Source organism: Shewanella sp. K8, assembly GCF_028823715.1.
In the GTDB taxonomy this organism is placed as follows: domain Bacteria; phylum Pseudomonadota; class Gammaproteobacteria; order Enterobacterales; family Shewanellaceae; genus Shewanella; species Shewanella algae.
Genome location: NZ_JAPEHY010000001.1, coordinates 119,819 through 139,597, shown reverse-complemented (window position 1 = coordinate 139,597; position 19,779 = coordinate 119,819). Strand labels below are relative to the sequence as shown.

Below are 19,779 nucleotides of genomic sequence, written 5' to 3'. Positions count from 1 at the left end.
CAATAAACCTTAATCAATCTGTCTGGGTATCTTTGTGGAGGAGATCGTGAGCCTTGAGGCGTCTCAAAACGGGAGGCACCAACAGGGCCCCGACTATGGCAAAGGCTCCACCTTGTAAACACTTGAGACCAAAGCGCACCAAGGCCACCTGTTCACTCATGCCCACCAGCAAATCCTCTACCAGCCCTTTAGCGGCCCAGGCGATACAGCCCACCAATGCCAGGGCGATGAAACGCCAGCGCAAGTTGAAAGCATTGGCCAGTAGCAGAAGCGCCAGGTCCATGGACACAGCCGGAACCACAAATTTGAGCAGAATAAGCGGGCCGCCTTTGCCCACGCCCAAGGTCATGGCAACCACTCCGGCCAAGGCGCCGCAAGCTGTCATGGCGCCCATGCGTCCGACAATGCCGTAACAGGTGAGATAGAAAAAGCTCATCAGCAACATAGAATGTCCCGACAAGCCGAGTTTCAGCCTGAGCATACTCTTGACTGCCACCAATAAGGTGGCACAAAAGCCGATAAAGAGCGCATCCTGCAATTGAAATCCTTTGATTTTATTTGTTGCCATGTTCGCTCCGGTGGTCCTGCCAATGGGTCGGCTTGGAAGTGTGGCCAAAGTGGCGACTCTTGGCGGCAAGCGCCATCTGTTTGGCCAATTTAAGCAGTTGGATCAAGAGGGGAAATAACACACAGTAGGCCAGTTCAGGCCAGTTGCGGGGGTTGAGCAGTTGCTTGGGCGCAATTCGCGCACCCCGCAGCCGCTGCAGTTGGTAGATCTCGGCGATCTCCTGGGTCATAAAGGGCAGCAGACCTATAGAAGCGGCCACCACAAAGGCCCATTTAGCCGGCATGACCAGGCATAACACCTCACCGATCCGTTCCGGGCGCACGGTAACCGATAGCCACCATCCCGGCAGCAGCGCCAGGGTGATGCGGGCCACCGCCAAGGTACCTTGTCCCAGCTGCTCGCCACCATGCATCAGTGCATACAGCCCCAAAGTAAAGCCGAGTTGCAGCAGAACAAAGCGGATTACCCCGCCTATGGCACCGCGCTGCAGCATGCCATGAACCACCAAGATCAGATTAATGGCCGCCAGCCAGGGAAGCTGCGCCTGAGGCAAGAGAAAGGCTGCCGATGACAGAATCACTACCAAGAACAAGGCGGTGGCACTGCCCCACAAACCTAAATCCAGCCCCTTGGGAGAAGCACGGCCGTGGCGCCGTCCTTTAGCCCACACAGGCAACCTCCTCTGGGGCAAACTCGATTTCCAGTTGGCCTTGTTGCAACTGCCACAGCTGACTACAAGGTAAGCCCGGCAGGGGTCTGTGGCTGGCAATCACTATGCTGCCGCCCTGTTCCCGCAGATAGTTGAGTATCTGCCAAAGCTGCCCCAGATGCTTGCCATCCAATCCCGCTAAGGGGTCATCCAACAGCATCAAGCTGGGGGTTAAACAAGCGATAGAGGCCAGGGCAATCAAGTGCTGCTGCCCATAGGAAAGCGTGTGGGGCGAGCTTTGGGCAAGATGCAGCAAGTCGAGCTGCTCAAGCAGGCTTTCAGCCCGGGACAGCGGCAGGTCGAAGCGGCGCAGGCTGAACTGCATCTCCTCTATGACTGTGGCTTCAAACAACTGACGGTTGGGGCGCTGCATCAACAGGCCTAGCATGGGGCCATAGGCACCAGGCTTGGGCTTACGGCCAAAGACCCGCAGTTGCATCGACGCCACCGCGGGTTGAATACCGGCTATCGCCTTCAGCAGGCTGCTCTTGCCCGAGCCGTTGTTACCCACCAGAGTAACCAGCTCACCGGCGCCCAAAGACAGGCCCTGCTGACACACAAACAGGGGCGAATGCCCCTGATAACGAAATTCAAATGAAGTGGCACTGACCAGTTCCCGACTTCGGTCCGGCTCCAGGCGTTTCAAATGGCTGGCGGATTCGACCCGGTAACTGCCGGGTAACAGGCGCCCTTGGTCCAGGTACCAGAAATGTTCAACAACTGAGGCAAAAGCCTGGGGATTATGCTCCACCAGTACCACAGCCATACCTTCCGCCAGCAGGTTACGGATTACTGCCAGCAGTTCATCGACACCGGCGTCATCCAACTGCGCCCAAGGTTCATCCAACAGCAGTACCGCCGGCTCACTCACCAACTGGGCAGCGATCATCAGGCGATATTTCTGTCCGAGAGACAGCTTGCTGACTTGAGTTTCCAGCGAGACAAACAGCCCCACCCGCCGCAATGCATGCTGCACTCTGGAGATCATCTGGCCGCTGGGCACACCGAGGTTTTCCAAGGCAAAGGCCACTTCGGCCCCGACTGTCTGGCGCAGTATCTGCACCTGGGGATCTTGCATCACCAGGCCCACCAACAACCCCTGACGGCGGAAAATGCCGCCTTCACAGGGACGCCGTTGCAGCCCGGCAAGCAAAGCCAGCAGACTGGATTTACCCGAACCCGTGGGACCACTGATGCAGTGGCAGGAGCCGGATTCTATTTTTAGATCCAGATCCCTCAATATCAAGGGCTGCAAACAGCCATGATTGAAATTGATCCCTTCGAGTTCGAGTAAGCGCATTATCAGATCTGCCAGTTAATCCCAACAAAGACTTGTCTACCTGCCTGAGGCAGAGAATCGCTCTGATAGTAGTTCTCGTCCAGCAGGTTGGTGGCTCGTAAATAGAGCTCTAGCTTATCTTTAAGCAAAGGCTGTACCAGATTGATGTCTACCAGGGTGTAATCATCCAGTGATTTCTCCTGCCACACCTTCTGACCGCCGATCTTCTCCTGCTCGTAGTAGTTCTGATCCATGATGCGTTCCACATTCAGGTGGATTCGGGTCTCGGTAGGCAGCTTGTAACCCAGTTGGAAGCGCAGCTGGTGCTTGGGACGATAGTCCAGACCATCAAAACCTGTGCTACTGTCTCTGTCTTCGGCATGCAGATAGCTGTAACTCAGGCTCAGATCCAGATTCTCTATGCTGTTATTGGACAGCACAGTATCCAAACCCTGGAAGCGATAGTTGCCCATGTTCTGATACATGCCGCTGGCATCTTTGGCAATGTAATCATCGGCATCTGTGTGATAGAGATAGAGTTGCAGCTCGGTATTCATACCCAGGCCTTGCTCCAGTCCCAACTCAACATGCTTGGAGATTTCCGTCTCCAGTTCCTGATTGCCTGAAGACAGGGAGTACAGGTTGCGCATGGATGGGAAACGCACCTTCCGAGCCACACTCAGGCTCAGGCGGGTATCGTCAGCCGCTTGCCAGAAACCTGAGGCCAGCGCCGAGTAATCCTTCTCGTTGCCTTCGGTCTTGTCCATATCGTGGTAAGCGCCGCCCAGAGTAAAGCCCCAATCGCCTTCCGACTGGAACTGATACTCGGCCGCCGCAGTATAAACCCAGGCCGAATCATCGAAAGACTCACCGCTGCCACCACCTGAGCCATTACCGCCACCGGAACCAGTACCACCACCTGAGCCGTTACCGCCGCCTGAACCAGTACCACCACCTGAGCCGTTACCGCCGCCTGAACCAGTACCACCGCCTGAGCCGTTACCGCCGCCTGAACCAGTACCACCACCTGAGCCCTTGGCTGCTGCAACCTTGCTGCTGCCGGACTTGGAGGAACCTAAGCTTTCGGCTACCGCTTCCCAGCTCTGCTTTTCAGCAATCACAGAGGTGGTCAGGATACCCGCGGTGTCGAAGTCGGTGATCAGCTGCAGGTTTGCCCCCTGTACTTTGGAGCGGCCGTCCTGAGCCTGGGTCAGCTCAGCATAGCTGTTGTCACCGTACACAGTTTCATAGGTGTCGCTCTGGTTGTGATAACCAAAACCCCGGAAAGTGAAAGTATCATTGAACTTATGTGCCAGACCCAGCTGGAAAGTCTGTGAATCATAGTCATCGACACGCTCAAATTTCACCCGGCCGCTGCCGCTGCCATCTCTTGGTGGTTTGCCCCACTCGCCTGAACGCAGCGCCATATTGGCAATGAGTTGAGTATTGTCACTGAGCCAATAGCTGCCTTGGGCGTACAGATTGGTCAGCTCTTTATCTGCGTTGTTGCGCTGATATTTATCTTGATATTCAGTAACTTGATAATCAGAAGACATGGGGAAACCATCAGTGTGCTGATAACCGGCACTGATGAGTCCCTGCCAGTTGTCGCCCGAGCCGGCGGCACTGATATCACCCTTGAAGGTATCGTCCTTGGACAATTCCAGGTTACCGGATACAGCCGGGGCGCTGTCGCCACGCTTGGTAATGATGTTGATAACACCACCAGCGCCGCCTGGTCCATAGAGTACTGAAGTTGGGCCAACGGAGACTTCGACTCTGGAAATCTGGCTGGTTGGGATCACGCTGGGATCAAACTGACCATCATCGGCACTGTTGGCCGGTACACCGTTGACCAACAGAGTCACATGGCGGGTTTTGAAGCCACGGATATCCACCCTTGGCGTACCCTCGCCGCCGTAACGTACGTAAACACCGGGAACATTTTTCAGCACTTCATCCAAGCTTTGAGCACCCAAGGCCTTGATTTCATCTTCGGAAATGCTCCAACTTGTAGTGGCAACTTCAGTGGCGTTGGCACGCTCACCGTGCACCACTATGACGTCCATTGCATTGTTGACCAGTGGATCGCGTTCGATAGAGGCCGCATTGGCCTGCATGGCACAGCCCAACGCCAGTGCGAGGGCAGAGAGTTTTACCGGGATATGGGACATAAGGCTCTTCTGTCATTTCTGATTGGGATTATCCGGGCTATTCTGGCGCCGCCCAAAAAAGCTACAAGCTCAGTGACGGTAAAAACCAATACAGATCGACAAATTAATACAAAGGGAGTAGATAACAGAGTCTGCCGCGGACAGATTGTCCCATCAAGACAATTTGCCGAGCAAAAATGTCCACTCGTGTCACATTAACCTAAGCTGATTAATGGGATCATGCTACACGTCACACAGGCCAGTTCGACGGCTTGACACTCAAGGTGAGGAACTTTAGTTTGTGTTAAAGATACTGTTAGCCGGACGCTTTCTGCTTCCGGATCCCTTTGTTCGGATGTTCGGAGCTCCCCTTGTCTGCACTTACCCTGCCTCAGGCCATTTCGTCACTCAAAGACAAGCTGTGTCAACTGGCCAAGCTGACGCCAGCAGAGCCTATTGTCCAATTGGCCGCCGAGGTACAGGCAATTCCACTGATCTCCTGGCTGGCTTCCCAACCCAGCTATCCCAGAATTTATTGGCAAGGAAGAGACAGACTCGAGGAGGTTGCCGCCATCGGCTGCTGCCTGGATTTCCGCTTCGAAGATGAAGTCACAGACGAGGCCCTGGCCGAAATTTATGAAAAGCAGCGCGCCTACTCCAGTAATCAGGAGATCCGCTACTACGGCGGCGTCGCCTTCGACCGCGAAATCGCCTCCTGGCCCGAGTTTGGCCGCGCCAGATTCCTGTTACCCAGAATAGAGCTGAGACGCAGTTCAGATCATTTCCGCCTCTTGGTTAACCTGAATCTGGGCCAGGCTGACAGGCAAGCGGAAATAGCTCAGGCACAAGCCGCGCTGGATGCCTTGGTTCCGGCCCGCCCCATGACGCCACCGACCAAGACTGAACAGCTGTCACGCAATGACAGACCCGACTATCCACGCTGGAAGACACTGGTGGAACAGGTGACCGCCCCCAGATTCAACCAGGACACACCCAAAGTAGTGCTGTCGCGCCTGACTCAGCTGCAAGTGAAAGACACTCCGGATCCCTGGCAGGTGTTGGCCAGTTGGCAAGGGCGCAACCCCAACAGTTTTCAATTCGGCTTCGAATTCAGCCCCGAGCGCAGCTTTATCTCCTGTTCGCCCGAGCGTCTCTATCGCCGCCATCAGCAAGAGCTGTATACCGAAGCACTGGCGGGCACCACCATTCGCGGCCTGAGCCCGGAAGAGGATGAACTACTGGCGCAGCAGCTATTGGATGACAGCAAAAACAGCCATGAGAATCAGCTGGTCAGGGAGCATATTGTCAAGGCACTGACTCCCCTGAGCCGCTATGTTGGTGCCGATGAGACACCGACCATCTTCAAACTCAACCATATTCAGCATCTGCACAGATCGATTCGCGCCGAGCTACGGCACGGGGTAAAAGATTTTCAACTGCTGCAGGCCTTGCATCCGACGCCGGCCGTCGGCGGCCTGCCACGGGAATCGGCCATCAGTTTTCTGCGCCAACGGGAAGGTTATATGCGCGGCTGGTATGCCGGGGCCTGCGGTTATCTGAATAAATATGAGAGTGAATTTGCGGTAGCCATCCGCTGCGCCCTGCTGGAGCCTGGCTGCATCAATCTGTTTGCCGGCGCCGGCATAGTCGCAGGCTCAGACCCGGAAGCCGAATGGCAGGAGCTGGAAAACAAGCTCGCCACCATAATGTCGATTCTGCTGGATTTCTAGGGTGATGGCTGTTCCTGTATCCTCAGTTGCAGCTGCTCCAGGCTCTGCTGTTTAATCTCCGCCAATTCCCCGGAACGCTCCAACTGTTCAAAGCCTTGGTCGAACAAGGCCTTCAGCTCGAGCCCTTTGGGATTATTGGCGAAGGCAAAATAAACATCTGCCCGTAGCACATCCTCAATAAGCACCAATCTTCTGGGCTGTTCCAACTGTGGCAACAGCGGCAAGATGTCCGGCTTATAGTCGAGCACGGCATCGATTTTGCCTTCATTCACCTTGCGCAGCATTTCCAGCAGGCTACTGTTTTCCTGATAGTGCATGGGTACCTGGGTCAGGGTAAAAAAGCGATAAGCGATCAGGGCCTGAACCCTGCGATGGGTCAGTGAGTCCATTCCTTGCCAAACACTGGCCAGCTCAGGGGTCACCGCGGCATCTCTCACCTCGGTTTCTACCTTTTTGGCGCTGTAAATCCCCTTGGAGATATCCCCCAGATAGAGCCCCAACACCATGTCCACCTGTTCACGCTCCAGCATGTAGAGGGAACGGGGAAAGGGCACAAACTGGATTTCCAGTTGCCATTCCGACTCGGGAAAGACCCTTCGCAACAGCTCAAAATAATAGCCTTCGCCATTGGTTTCGGTATAACCGCCCCAACTGGCGGTAGCTATCTGGATCTTGGTCGGTTCGGCAATGGCCGGCCAGACAAAAGTCAGCAAGGCCAGCAGCAGGCAGCAGATTCGATTCATTTTACTCTCCTGTCTTCCTTTTCAGTGTAGAGTAGCTTGAGATGGACTGGACATTTTTTACGCTTCCCCCTTGTCAGCCGGATTATGGGCACTATAATGTGCGCCCTTTCGGTCGAACCGAAGATGCGGGTTCCCTCACCCCGCCCAGCCAACTAAAAAGGTCACAATATGTTAATGTTAACCGGCGCGCAGCTCAAACGCGCACTGATCCTCTTGGTCAGTTTTCACATCCTTATTATCAGTGCCAGTAACTATCTGGTGCAGCTCCCGTTTCAGCTATTCGGCTTCCACACAACCTGGGGTGCCTTCAGCTTTCCTTTCGTCTATCTGGCAACCGATCTGACGGTACGGATATTCGGCCAGGCCGCCGCCCGGCAGATCATCTTCAAGGCCATGCTGCCGGCATTGCTGATCTCCTATGCCATGGGCGTACTGTTTCATCAGGGTGATTTTCAGGGGCTGAGCGCCCTGTCGGACTTCAATACCTTTGTATTCCGTATCGCCTTTGCCAGTTTCGCCGCCTATCTGGTGGGCCAGTTGATGGATATCGCAGTGTTTGCCAGAATTCGCCGCCAGTGTGCCTGGTGGGTCGCACCGGCAGCCTCAACCCTGGTGGGCAACCTGGTGGATACTCTGGTGTTCTTCAGTATCGCCTTCTTCGCCTCCAGCGACCCCTTCATGGCCGCCAACTGGCCGGAAATCGCCGCCGTGGATTACGGCTTCAAGCTGTTGGTCAGTCTGGGGCTGTTCCTGCCGGCCTATGGCGTGCTGCTGCGGGTACTTCAGGATAAGATCTTACAGACGGAAAACCAGCAGCAATTCTCCTGATGCATTCAACTGGCCAGACCTGTTATAATTTTGGCCAGTTTTTATCCCGCAACCTGTGACATTTTGCGGTCCGTTGAGAGAATAATGATGTACTCCATTGAAATCAAAGCTATTACTGAAATAGATCAGCAACAGATCGATGAGATCATGGCCTTGAGTGCCCAGATCCCCGAGTTTGATTCCGGCTACCAAAAGCAGGAGTTCGAGCGTCGGCTGACAGGCAATGCCTGTTTGTTGTTGTTGGCCTTTGTGGAAGGTGAACTGGCGGGATTCAAGCTGGGTTATGCTCTGGATGAGCAGTGTTTTTACAGTTGGCTGGGCGGTGTATTACCCGATTATCGCAGTCTGGGGCTGGCACGCAGCATGCTTGAGGCTCAGGAACGCTGGGCCACTCAGGCCGGCTACAAGCAGATCCAGGTCAAGACCCGCAACCAGTTCCGCTCTATGTTGAACATGCTGATCAGCCATCAGTATCAGGTAGTGGACTTCCGCGCCGAGCCCGGACATATTGCCGACAACCGTCTCTATCTTGAAAAGAGCATGTACTAAGGAAATCTTGCAAAGGACTAGGGCCATTTGCTGCGAACCACGCCTTGAATCCAGGCTTGTTCGCACCTTACCTAAAAAAAGAGCACGCCAACCGGCGTACTCACAAAGACTGCAGGGAAGCAGTTCTTAAAACGCCTTGCTGATACCTATTACCAATCTGTCATCGAAGATCTCTGTCTGGGTACCATAAACCTTGTGGTCTGATTCAACTGTACTGCCGTGGTAGCGCAGATCCAGGTTGAAACCATAGAACTCCTTACTTACCCCCAAGTTCCAGTGTCCCCATCCCTCAGCACCATTGCCGTTCAGGTCCTGATAACCGACAGAACCGGAAACCTTGATACCGTTCTCGAAACTGTAACTGGGGTGCAGGGCATAGTTGACCCCGTGCCAACCATCGACACCGAACCAGTCATCCACAGTCGGCGTCACTTCCAGTTGCAGATGGGCCCGACCGAAAGACTTGCCGAGTTTCAGCCACAGCTCTGTGTAGTTGGAGTAGGATGCGCCCGGATAGAGATAAGAGAACAGCATGACATCATAAGTGAAACCTGAGTCGCCCAACTCACCGCTCTTGCCGATGAAAGGCGCAGTGACTATCTCAAGGTTGGGGTCGGCAAACTTGATGTTGGAAGCAAATACCCCGGCGTACCAACCGGCATCATGGTTCCAGCTGAATGTGCCCTGGACTACAGGCACATCGCCATCCAGGGTTTCCGATTCGCCACGGAACACATAGTCAGAGGCAAAGGTCAGATTGCCGGCAAAACTGCCACCGGCGAAACGGGGAGCTTCGTCTGCCAGAGCCATAGAACTGCTGCACAGCAGCAAACCTGATAAAAACAGCTTATGAGTTGGGTTCATCTTTATCCACCAGAGCATGATTATTGTTAGCCCGGATAGTAAGAAGAAGTTGTGAACAGGGTTATCTAGATGAATGAACCATGGAGGAATAAATGTGAACAATTATGAATGACTGCGGCAACGCCGCAGTCATAGCGGCTTATTCGAAGCCTTCGGGGCGCTTCACATACTCGGGGATCTCCAGCAGCATGTTGCCCCAGTAACCGAACAAGGCCTGATAGATAAAATCAATAAAGATTATGTATTTACGAGGTAAGTAAGCCCGTTTTGGATAAGACAGCAACAGGGTGTTATGTTCCATGGGAAAGTCTTCCAGCACGGCGACCAACTCCCCCTTTTGCAAGGCTTCATCTGCGATCATGGGAGGCAGACAAGTGATCCCCAAACCGGCAATGGCCGCTTCCCGGGCCAAGGTAATATTGTTGACCTTGAGCTGTACCTCCGGAGTAATCACTTGCCACTCCTTACCATCGAAAATCTTCCAGCAACCATCATTGATGAGCTGGATCCCCCCTTGTTCTATGCCCTTGTGATGCCAAAGATCATCCGGGGTCTGCGGAGTACCGTGGCGTTTAAGGTATTCCGGACTGGCCATCAGGGTGGTGCTGGTCTTCACCAGTTGGTAATGCTGCAGGCGTGAATCTTCGATACCACACAGGTGGAACAGTATGTCTATTCCTTCTTCAACCATGTCCACCTTGCGATTAGTCAGCTCAGCTTCTATGGTGATATCCGGGTAGGCCTCAAGAAAGCGGGCAAATACCGGGCCGAGAAATAGCTGCCCCATCTCGATCGGGCAGACCACCCTTAGGTTACCCTTGACCCGCTGCTGGTTGGCACTTAGCTGCGCCTCGGCATTTTCCAGGTCTACCAGTATCTTGGTGATCTTGTTGTAATACTCGGCGCCGGCCTCGGTTAACCTCAATGCCCGGGTGGTTCTGAACAGTAGCTGAACACCGGTCGCCTTCTCCAATTCGGCAACTTTACGACTGACGGTGGTCTTGGTAAGCCCCAACGCCTTGGCCGCGCCGGTAAAACTACCCTGCTCAACAACTTGAGCAAATATTTGTACCCTGTTTAGATCCATTTATTGTTGCACCTGTGGGACAGTGGGTTTATTTCTATGTGACTAATCAAATTATAGTGACAGTAGTAGAATACTCGCCTCGCGGTGGAGGATCCAGCATGACGCAGAGAAATTTATGCAGTTTTGCCTTGGTTCGCTCAACCATAAAACGCTTGCTGTTGTTGGGAAAGAACTCTCTGCCTCCAGGGCAAAAACAGAATCTCTCCCAAACGGGCAAAAACGGGATTTGGATACATAAGTTGTTGAATTCATAAATCTCACAACTAAATGTAAATAAATGGCAATAGTGTCGTTTATTGATTAAAAAATTTTCATTCATTTACACTTTTCGCTTATCCTGTAGCTTGTTGATACAGAATGCTTGTGCGATAAATATGGGTTCGAAAATTTTGCTGGCTAACTGCGCCAGGAAGCCTGTCGTACAAGACATTTTTCCTTCCCGGCAAGCAGATACTGATTAGGAGTTATCATGCGGCATGTATTAAAAGTTGCCTCAGTTGTAAGTATGGCGTTATGGATGACGGCCTGTGGGTCGGAAGCTGAAAAAGCCAAAAGCAATCAGGCGGCCCCCGCTATGGAAGTCAGTGTCCTCGAAGTCAAGTCGGCTCCGCAGGCACTGCAAGTGCAACTGCCTGGGCGCAGCGTAGCTTTCCTTGAAGCCGAAGTTCGGCCTCAGGTCAACGGCATCATTCTGAAGCGCAGCTTTACCGAAGGTGGAGATGTGAAGCAGGGTGAGTCACTGTATCAGATTGACCCTTCTACTTATAAGGCGTCTTTGCAGAGTGCCAGAGCCGATCTGGCCCGCGCCGAAGCGGCTCTGGCGTCTGCCAAGGCAACTCAGGCCCGTTACCAGGAACTGGTCAAGACCAAGTACATAAGTAAAGAAGAGTACGACAAGGCAGATGCTTCCTATAAAGAAGCGCTGGCGGCGGTGGAAGTGGCCAAGGCGGCCATCAATACTGCAACCATTAACGTCAACTATACCGAAGTACAGGCGCCTATCTCCGGCCGTATCGGTAAGTCCAGCGTTACTGCCGGTGCTCTGGTGACCGCCAACCAGGCTCAACCTCTGGCGACTATCCAGCAACTGGATCCCATCAATGTGGATATCGTTCAGTCCAGCACCCAGATGCTGCGTCTCAAAAGCATGTTGAAAGCCGGCAAACTGCAGGCTTCCGATGATGCTGAAGTGACTCTGCTGCTGGAAGATGGCTCGACTTATGATCACAAGGGTCGCTTACAGTTTGCCGAAGTCAGCGTCGACCAGAGCACAGGTTCTGTGACTCTGAGAGCCGAGTTCCCGAACCCGGATCACACCCTGCTGCCAGGTATGTATGTTCGCGCCATTCTCAACACAGGTGTCGATCCTCAAGCCATTCTGGTACCGCAAAAGGCTATCAGCCGTAATCCAAAGGGTGAAGCGGTGGCCATGTTGGTTGGCGCCGAAAACAAGGTGGAAGCTCGGGTTATCAAGACTGCCGATGTCATCAATCACCAGTGGCGGGTTACCGATGGCCTTAAGCCAGGTGACAAACTGATTGTCGAAGGGCTGCAGAAAATCCGTCCAGGCATGCCAGTGACGGCTAAACCCATGACAGCAAACCAGTAATAACAGGGCGGAAGTTATGGCACGTTTCTTTATCGATCGCCCCATCTTCGCATGGGTGATCGCGATTATTATCATGCTGGCAGGTGTCCTGGCCATTAAGGCCCTGCCGGTTTCCCAGTACCCGGATATTGCGCCGCCAACCATTGTGGTTGCTGCCAACTATCCAGGTGCGTCGGCCAAAACTGTTGAAGACTCTGTGACCCAGGTGATTGAACAGCGCATGACAGGTCTAGACCACCTGCGCTATATCAAGTCCACCAGTGACAGCTTCGGTAACGCCGAAATCACTTTGACCTTTAACGCCGAAGCGGATCCCGACATCGCCCAGGTTCAGGTTCAGAACAAGCTGCAGGCCGCCATGGCCTTGCTGCCTCAGGAAGTAACGGCTCAAGGCGTCCGGGTTAACAAATCCAGCTCCGGCTTCCTGATGGTAGTCGCCTTTATTTCTGAAGACGGCTCCATGACCAAGGCCGACCTCGCCGATTACGTAGGTTCCAACGTTCAGGACCCCATGAGTCGTGTGCCCGGTGTGGGTGAAACCACCCTGTTCGGTGCCCAGTACTCAATGCGTATCTGGGTCGACCCACTGAAGCTGACCAACTACAACCTGACGACTCTGGACGTGATCGCCGCGATCAGAGAACAAAACGCCCAGGTTTCTGCCGGTCAGCTGGGTGGAGCCCCTGCGGTTCAAGGCCAGGAGTTGAATGCGACTATCTCGGCCCAGAGCCGTTTGCAGACGCCTGAGGAATTCCGCAACATCATCCTCAAGTCCAACGCCTCGGGCGCCAACGTCTATCTGGGCGATGTTGCCAAGGTTGAGCTGGGTTCCGAGAGTTACGCCATTGAGTCACTCTATAACGGTCGCCCCGCTACAGGTTTGGCAATCAAGCTGGCTACCGGTGCCAACGCGCTGGATACTGCCGAAGCTGTTCGCGCCAAAGTCGAAGAGATGCGTCCCTTCTTCCCGGCCGGCATGCAGGTGGTGTATCCCTATGACACAACCCCCTTCGTGAAGAACTCTATCGAAGGTGTGGTTCATACTCTGCTGGAAGCCGTGGTACTGGTGTTCGTCATCATGTATCTGTTCCTGCAAAACTTCCGCGCCACCTTGATCCCAACGATCGCCGTGCCTGTGGTTTTGCTGGGTACCTTCGCCATCCTGTCCTTCACCGGATTCTCGATCAACACCCTAACCATGTTCGCCATGGTACTGGCTATCGGTCTCTTGGTGGATGACGCCATTGTGGTGGTGGAGAACGTTGAACGTGTGATGTCGGAAGAGGGACTTAGTCCCAAAGAAGCGACCAGGAAGTCCATGGGCCAGATCACCGGCGCACTGGTGGGTATCGGTCTGACACTGTCAGCGGTGTTTGTACCTATGGCCTTCATGTCGGGTTCTACCGGGGTTATTTATCGTCAGTTCTCCATCACTATCGTATCGGCGATGGCCTTGTCGGTATTGGTGGCAATCGTACTGACTCCGGCGCTCTGTGCCACTATGCTCAAACCGCTGAAGAAAGGGCATACCCACGCAGAAACCGGTTTCTTCGGTTGGTTTAACCGCAACTTCGAGCGCATGACGGGTAAGTACGAAGGTACTGTTGCCGGCATCATCAAACGCTCGGTACGTATGAGTGCCATCTATCTGGCGCTGGTTGTGGCCGTAGGCTGGATCTTTATCCGCATGCCAACCGCCTTCTTGCCGGACGAAGATCAGGGCATTCTGTTTACCCAGGCGATTCTGCCAACCAACGCCACTCAGGAAAGTACCCTGAAGGTATTGGAGAAGGTCTCGGATCAATTCCTGGCAGACGAAAACGTCAAATCGGTTCTGAGTGTGGCGGGCTTCAGTTTCGCCGGTCAGGGTCAGAACATGGGTATCGCCTTCGTCGGACTGAAAGACTGGTCTGAGCGTACTGCTCCAGGCAGTGATGTTCAGGCGGTTGCCGGCCGCGCCATGGCGGTGTTCAGCCAGATGAAAGAAGCCTTTGTGTTTGCCTTCGTACCACCTGCGGTAATTGAGCTGGGTACGGCCAACGGTTTTGACCTCTTCCTGCAGGATAAGAATGGTCAAGGACACGAAAAGCTGGTTCAGGCCCGTAACCAACTGCTGGGCATGGCGGCTCAGAATCCCAACCTGGTGGGTGTACGCCCCAACGGTCAGGAAGATGCGCCCATGTATCAGCTACACATAGATCATGCCAAGCTACGGGCGCTGAGTGTCAACATAGGTGATGTCAACAACGTGCTTTCTGCCGCTTGGGGTGGCTCCTATGTCAACGACTTCATCGACCGTGGTCGGGTGAAGAAGGTTTATGTTCAAGCCGATGCCAAGTATCGGATGCAACCTGAAGATCTGGACTCCTGGTATGTGCGTAACACCCAGGGAGACATGGTGCCCTTCTCAGCCTTTGCCACCGGCAGCTGGGAGTATGGTTCACCACGTCTGGAACGCTTCAACGGCCTGCCGGCGATGAACATCCAGGGTGCGACGGTTCCAGGCTTCAGTACCGGTGAAGCGATGAACATCATGGAAGGCATGGTTGACCAACTGCCTCCTGGCTTTGGTATCGAATGGAACGGCCTCTCCTACGAGGAACGTCTGTCAGGCAACCAGGCGCCTGCGCTCTACGCGCTATCGATTCTGGTGGTATTCCTGGTACTGGCGGCCCTGTATGAAAGCTGGTCTGTGCCTTTCGCGGTAATTCTGGTGGTGCCTCTGGGTATTATCGGTGCCCTGATCGCCATGAATGGCCGCGGCCTGCCAAACGACGTGTTCTTCCAAGTGGGTCTGTTGACTACTGTGGGTCTGGCGACCAAGAACGCCATTCTGATTGTGGAATTCGCCAAGGAGTACTATGAGCAGGGTGCCAAGCTGATTGACGCGACACTGCATGCGGTGCGGGTGCGTCTGCGGCCAATTCTGATGACCTCGCTGGCATTCGGCCTCGGGGTTGTGCCACTGGCCGTCAGTACAGGCGTGGGTTCAGGCAGTCAGAACGCCATTGGTACCGGGGTACTGGGCGGTATGATCAGCTCGACCTTCCTGGGTATCTTCTTTATCCCACTCTTCTTCGTGGTGGTAGAGCGCATGTTCAGTAAGCGTGAGCGCGAAGAACGCAAACTGCGAAAACAGGCCGAGTAATTCGCCTGTCACCTCAAAGCCCGGCCTCTGTGCCGGGCTTTTTGTTGTCTGCAGCAGGCGACTTCTCCATTGAGCTTCAATCACTTAACAGCTGCATACCTCACATCCGGCCTCTGGGCTTGGCATGCCGCCCAAAATGTAAAATTGGAGGGAAACAAAGGGTTAAAGAAGCTGGTCAAGCGCGCCAATAAAGCTTAGGATCTGCACAGAAAACAGCACTTTTTGGAGTAATTCACCTTATGGGTATCAGAGCCATAGTCGTCGACACCGCCGGCACTACGACAGATCTTAACTTTATTCAGGATGTGCTTTTCCCCTATTCGGCCAAGGCATTGCCGGAATTTTTGGAACGCTATCAAGATAATATCCTGGTAGAAAACTGTATCAGCGACACCAAAGAGATGGCGCTGGAGCCGGATGCCGATCTGCCGCGGGTAATAGAAATACTCCAGCAGTGGGTTGCCGAAGACCGCAAGGCCACGCCGCTGAAAACGCTGCAGGGCCTGATCTGGAAACAGGGCTATGCCAAGAACGAGTTCACCGGTCATATCTATCCTGACTTCATTGAAGCCATCAAGGAATACAAGGCTCAGGGACTCAGGATATACAGCTTCTCTTCCGGCTCAGTGGAAGCCCAGAAGTTACTGTTCAGCCACAGTGACGGCGGCGATCTGACCGAGCTGTTCAACGGTCATTTTGATACCCGCACCGGCGGCAAGCTGGATAAGCAAGCCTACTGCAACATCATTAACACCATAAGTCTGAGCCCCAAGCAGATACTGTTTGTCTCCGACATGGTGGGCGAACTCAAGGCCGCTGCCGCTGCCGGGCTGATCACCTGCCAAATGGTACGAGAGGCCGGACAACGCACAGGCGATTTCCGGCAGGTGAAGAGTTTCGCCGAGCTGAAGATTGACTGATAACAAGCAGAGTTAGCCGCTAAATCAAGGGGAGCCAATGGCTCCCCTTATTGTTTACAACACCTATTTCTTATCCCGGAAAATCAACGCCTGTACGGAATGTTGTTCCCCTCTTGAGACAGAGAGCCGCTGTTGTTATCCTGAGCCAACAAAAATAAAACGGTCGTTTAAATATGGAAGATTTTACTCAGCGTCACCCACAATACTCGCAAATCCCAGTGGCCTGGGGCGAAATGGATGCCCTGCAACACGTCAACAATGTGGTCTATTTCCGCTACTTTGAGACCGCCAGAATCGACTTCTTCAACCGCCATTTTCCCTTGGGTGAGATGTACAAACAGGGAATGGGACCGGTAATAAGTGAGAATCAGGCCAGGTACAAGCGCCCGGTCACCTACCCGGATACCCTGTTGATAGGCATCAGAATAAGCGACATAGGTGAAGACAGGTTTACCATGCATTACGAGGCGTACAGTAAGGCGCAGCGAGCCATTACCACTACAGGCAGCTCTGTCGCCGTGATGTACGATTTCAAGAAAGGCACCAAGGCCAAACTACCGCAGGAACTGCTGACGATTCTCAGGCAACACAGCCAGGAAGCTTAAGCCAAGGCTAAGTCAGGGCTCGAGAACAGGCTGGCGCCGGCCCTGCCGCAGTTTGCGCCTGTGCTGCTGTACCAAACGCAGTGCCCGGTACAGATCTTCTGTCGACAGCTCCAGGTAACGGCCGCCGTAAAACCACAGTGGACCGTACAACTGTCGGCCATGGGTAATGCTGATGGGTAACATCAGGTCATCGTTCAGCAGCAATTTCAGTTTCATGCCCTGATGCAAACGGCAGGCGGAGATCAAACCAACCCCGCCGCGGCTGATATCTTTGATATTTCCAAGCCCCAGCTTGCCGGGGCGCCACCAGTGCCAGTGTCCCAGTTGCACCGTCATGCCATCACAGTCGAGCAGGAAGTCGGCGTCATTACCCAGCCTCAGGCTGATACGCAAATGCTCGCGTCGCTGCGCCTCGTCACTGCTATTGTCCGTCATCACTGGTACCTGTCCCTTGGCTGATTAAAGCGGGCCGCCTCATTGGCCTCAAAGAGTGCCTTTCCTCCTGCCAGGCTCTGGATCTGCTCGGAGGCTTCCTTGGTGAGGATCAGTATCTCCACTCTGCGATTGGCCGGGTTAAAAGGCTCATTATCGATAAAGGGTACCCGGTCGGCCATACCGTTAACCTGAAGGATCTGCCCCTGACGCACGCCACCAAACTCTATGGTTTGCCTGGCGATCAGCGCCCTTTCACTGGACAACTCCCAATTGGTATAGCTGCGACCGACATAGGGCAGCGAGTCGGTATGGCCAGAGATGATCAGTTGGTTTTTCACCTGTTGCAAAACAGGCGCCAAGGCCAACAGCAGATCTTCAAAATAGGGCCGCATCTGCGCCTGGCCCACTTTGAACATTGACTGTTCATTGTTGTCGTGAATGCGGATCCTTATTCCCTGAGGCACTGCGTCCAACTGTACGTTTTTACCCATACCCGCCTGGTCAACGACCCGCTGGATCTGCCGCGCCAACACTTCCAGTTGCACCTGAGTGGCGAACTCGCCTGGGATAATGGCATTCAGTTTGGGCCCCATACCGGCCTTGGGCTGCCACTTGCCTTCTGGTACATGGGTGCGCAGCGCAGGGCCACGCATCTCATCACCACTGGCCGGGGTAGGAACCACAGGTTGCTGCACACTGGGTTGCCCTTGCAGATCGATGAGCGAGGGGATGTTACGCAGATCGAAAGGGTTGATATCGCCGGAGGGATACAACTCACCATTCAAATACTTAACCACGGTTTCCCGCTCTTTCTGATCCGCCACCTGCATGATCCACAGCACCAAAAACAGCGCCATCATTGCCAGGGTAAAATCGGCAAAGGCGACCTTCCAGGCACCACCATGGGCACCGTGTTGTTTGCCCGCCCGAGCACGACGGACAATGATAGTTTCCTGTCTTGGTGCCATTAACTTCTCTGTTCTGTCAGTATCTGTTCCAATTCCACAAAGCTGGGGCGGCTCTCGGTCTGGATCTGTTTGCGGCCGGCATCAATCGCCTGTATCGGCGGTTTGCCCTTGGCGAACGTCGTCAGCATGGCGGCAATACACTTGAGCTGACTGATCTGCCGATCCACTTGATGTTCCAGCGCCTTTGACAACGGCTCGAGCAAGCAATAACAGGCGAAAATCCCAATAAAGGTGCCCACCAAAGCAGCCGCTACCTTGACCCCGATCAGGCTGATGGGGCCATCAATGTTGGACATGGTAATGATGATCCCCATCACTGCCGCCAGAATACCGAATCCCGGCATGGCTTCGGCGATTCGTCCCAGTGCCAGCGAGGGACGCAGGCTGTCTTCTTCGATTCTGTGGATCTCTTCCTCGAGTATCATTTCCAGATCGTGGGGAGAGATTTTACCTATCGACTGTAGGCGCAGGTTATCAACCAAAAACTGCAGCAACTGAGGGTGTTCAAGCACCACCGGATACATCAAAAACAACGAACTCTCGTCCGGATTTTCGATATGGGCATCCAGCACCTTCATCCCCTGGGATTGGATCTGCGCCATCAGCATGTTCATCAGGCCAAACAGCTGAGGGTAGAGTTCCGGCTCAGGAGTATCCTGTCTGGCGATCTGGCGCAACTGCTGCCACAGCTCCACCAGCACAGCGCGGGGGTTGGCAATAAGCAAAGAGCCGATGCCGGCACCTAGGATGATCAGGATTTCTGCCGGTTGCCACAAGGCCAGCAGGTTGCCGCCGGCCCAGGCATAGCCGCCGAAGACACACACCAAAATCACCATTAAACCAACAAACTTACTCATTATCAGGCTTCCAAATCAGAGTTGAGCCTGCCGATAAATCGCCTGTAACTGGCGCACGGCAACCTTGTGTAATTGACATATCCGGGTTTCGGTTAACCCCAGGGTGGCTGCAATCTCTCTGAGATTGAGTTCATGCTGATAATAAAGCGACAGAATTACCTGTTCTCTGTTGCTCAGTTGCTTGATTGCCGCAATTAACAGCTGATTGCGTTCAAAATCGACAATTTCCTTGTCCTGACCGCCCAGTGACAACCCCTCTCCCAGCATCTCATCCAAACTGGTCATGGATTCTGCCAGGGTTGCATGCAGGTAATCCCGGTACTCTTCCTGGGTCAGGCCCATTCTTGCAGTGACTTCACTGTCTTTCGGGTAACGGCCCAACTCCCGGGTCAACTGCCTGACCACATCGTTGAATGAGTGTGCCTGCTGGCGCACCGAGCGTGGCCGCCAATCCAGGCGCCGCAGTTCATCGAGAATGGCGCCACGGATCCTCTGGCCGGCAAAGGAGATAAAGCCGGCATCATATTCACCCGGATAGCGCCGGGCAGCCTCCAGCAGGGCCATCAGAGCTATCTGCTCCATGTCCTCCTGGCCGATAAGCGGGCCACAATGACTCTTGAGGGAACAAACTGTGCGTTTTACCAAGGGCAGATACTGATGTAACAACGCCTGCTCGGATTGCCGCTCATTGCCATACGCCTGATAACCCAAATCATAGGCTGTCATC

At 54.0% G+C, this 19,779-nt stretch carries 18 protein-coding genes; 7 read left to right on the top strand and 11 right to left on the bottom strand.

Translation table 11 applies throughout. The features are described from left to right. Positions 1-13: 13 nt before the first annotated feature. From ON072_RS00635 to ON072_RS00620, 4 genes are read right to left on the bottom strand one after another with little or no spacing between them, the layout of a single operon-like run. The gene (locus tag ON072_RS00635; protein WP_037436264.1) at positions 14-568 is read right to left on the bottom strand and encodes a hypothetical protein; all 555 of its coding nucleotides are present in this window, start codon (positions 566-568) and stop codon (positions 14-16) included. Further along, positions 555-1,238 (bottom strand): energy-coupling factor transporter transmembrane component T, encoded by a 684-nt coding sequence (locus ON072_RS00630; protein WP_261752870.1) that lies wholly within the window; start codon positions 1,236-1,238, stop codon positions 555-557. Before ON072_RS00630 ends, ON072_RS00635 begins: the two co-directional genes overlap by 14 nt. After that, a complete protein-coding gene (locus ON072_RS00625) occupies positions 1,228-2,577 on the bottom strand; it encodes an ATP-binding cassette domain-containing protein (RefSeq protein ID WP_261752871.1) in 1,350 nt (449 codons plus the stop codon). The genes ON072_RS00630 and ON072_RS00625 overlap by 11 nt, the downstream gene beginning before the upstream one ends. Before the next feature lie 2 nt (positions 2,578-2,579). Continuing rightward, complete coding sequence (locus ON072_RS00620) at positions 2,580-4,730, bottom strand: TonB-dependent receptor plug domain-containing protein (RefSeq protein ID WP_261752872.1); 2,151 nt, start codon at positions 4,728-4,730, stop codon at positions 2,580-2,582. Between the two features lie 350 nt (positions 4,731-5,080). Here ON072_RS00620 and ON072_RS00615 point away from each other — a divergent pair, with 350 nt between their 5' ends. After that, complete coding sequence (locus ON072_RS00615; RefSeq protein ID WP_025009164.1) at positions 5,081-6,439, top strand: isochorismate synthase; 1,359 nt, start codon at positions 5,081-5,083, stop codon at positions 6,437-6,439. Here ON072_RS00615 and ON072_RS00610 read toward each other — a convergent pair. Then, complete coding sequence (locus ON072_RS00610; RefSeq protein ID WP_261752873.1) at positions 6,436-7,182, bottom strand: substrate-binding periplasmic protein; 747 nt, start codon at positions 7,180-7,182, stop codon at positions 6,436-6,438. The two genes, ON072_RS00615 and ON072_RS00610, sit on opposite strands and share 4 nt — an antisense overlap. A 168-nt stretch (positions 7,183-7,350) precedes the next feature. Here ON072_RS00610 and ON072_RS00605 point away from each other — a divergent pair, with 168 nt between their 5' ends. Next, complete coding sequence (locus ON072_RS00605; protein WP_044735519.1) at positions 7,351-8,010, top strand: 7-cyano-7-deazaguanine/7-aminomethyl-7-deazaguanine transporter; 660 nt, start codon at positions 7,351-7,353, stop codon at positions 8,008-8,010. A gap of 87 nt (positions 8,011-8,097) precedes the next feature. After that, on the top strand, positions 8,098-8,559 hold the full coding sequence (locus ON072_RS00600) for a GNAT family N-acetyltransferase (RefSeq protein ID WP_025009162.1): 462 nt from the start codon (positions 8,098-8,100) through the stop codon (positions 8,557-8,559). A gap of 126 nt (positions 8,560-8,685) precedes the next feature. On the opposite strand, the gene ON072_RS00595 is transcribed toward ON072_RS00600, so the two are convergent. Continuing rightward, positions 8,686-9,423: a TorF family putative porin gene (locus ON072_RS00595; RefSeq protein WP_028780704.1), complete on the bottom strand. Its 738-nt coding sequence runs from the start codon at positions 9,421-9,423 to the stop codon at positions 8,686-8,688. A gap of 139 nt (positions 9,424-9,562) precedes the next feature. Then, positions 9,563-10,510 (bottom strand): LysR family transcriptional regulator, encoded by a 948-nt coding sequence (locus ON072_RS00590; protein ID WP_025009160.1) that lies wholly within the window; start codon positions 10,508-10,510, stop codon positions 9,563-9,565. A gap of 469 nt (positions 10,511-10,979) precedes the next feature. On the opposite strand from ON072_RS00590, the gene ON072_RS00585 reads away from it, so the two are divergent. From ON072_RS00585 to ON072_RS00570, 4 genes are all read left to right on the top strand, one after another. Beyond that, positions 10,980-12,119, top strand: a complete 1,140-nt coding sequence (locus ON072_RS00585; RefSeq protein WP_025009159.1) for an efflux RND transporter periplasmic adaptor subunit — start codon at positions 10,980-10,982, stop codon at positions 12,117-12,119. A 16-nt stretch (positions 12,120-12,135) separates the two neighbouring features. After that, positions 12,136-15,267 carry an efflux RND transporter permease subunit gene (locus ON072_RS00580; protein ID WP_025888418.1) on the top strand — a complete coding sequence of 1,044 codons (3,132 nt, stop codon included), beginning with the start codon at positions 12,136-12,138 and terminating at the stop codon, positions 15,265-15,267. 239 nt (positions 15,268-15,506) lie between these two features. Continuing rightward, on the top strand, positions 15,507-16,187 hold the full coding sequence (mtnC, locus tag ON072_RS00575; RefSeq protein WP_071237323.1) for an acireductone synthase: 681 nt from the start codon (positions 15,507-15,509) through the stop codon (positions 16,185-16,187). A gap of 173 nt (positions 16,188-16,360) precedes the next feature. Continuing rightward, positions 16,361-16,792 carry an acyl-CoA thioesterase gene (locus ON072_RS00570; protein ID WP_144437819.1) on the top strand — a complete coding sequence of 144 codons (432 nt, stop codon included), beginning with the start codon at positions 16,361-16,363 and terminating at the stop codon, positions 16,790-16,792. A 12-nt stretch (positions 16,793-16,804) separates the two neighbouring features. On the opposite strand, the gene ON072_RS00565 is transcribed toward ON072_RS00570, so the two are convergent. From ON072_RS00565 to ON072_RS00550, 4 genes are read right to left on the bottom strand one after another with little or no spacing between them, the layout of a single operon-like run. Continuing rightward, a complete protein-coding gene (locus ON072_RS00565) occupies positions 16,805-17,227 on the bottom strand; it encodes a hypothetical protein (RefSeq protein ID WP_052658225.1) in 423 nt (140 codons plus the stop codon). Beyond that, positions 17,227-18,195: a flagellar motor protein MotB gene (locus ON072_RS00560; RefSeq protein WP_025009155.1), complete on the bottom strand. Its 969-nt coding sequence runs from the start codon at positions 18,193-18,195 to the stop codon at positions 17,227-17,229. The genes ON072_RS00565 and ON072_RS00560 overlap by 1 nt, the downstream gene beginning before the upstream one ends. Continuing rightward, positions 18,195-19,052, bottom strand: coding sequence for a flagellar motor stator protein MotA (gene motA / locus ON072_RS00555; protein WP_025009154.1), 858 nt, complete (start codon positions 19,050-19,052; stop codon positions 18,195-18,197). The genes ON072_RS00560 and motA overlap by 1 nt, the downstream gene beginning before the upstream one ends. A 15-nt stretch (positions 19,053-19,067) precedes the next feature. Beyond that, positions 19,068-19,778, bottom strand: a complete 711-nt coding sequence (locus ON072_RS00550; protein ID WP_044736031.1) for an RNA polymerase sigma factor FliA — start codon at positions 19,776-19,778, stop codon at positions 19,068-19,070. Between the last annotated feature and the right edge of the window lies 1 nt (position 19,779).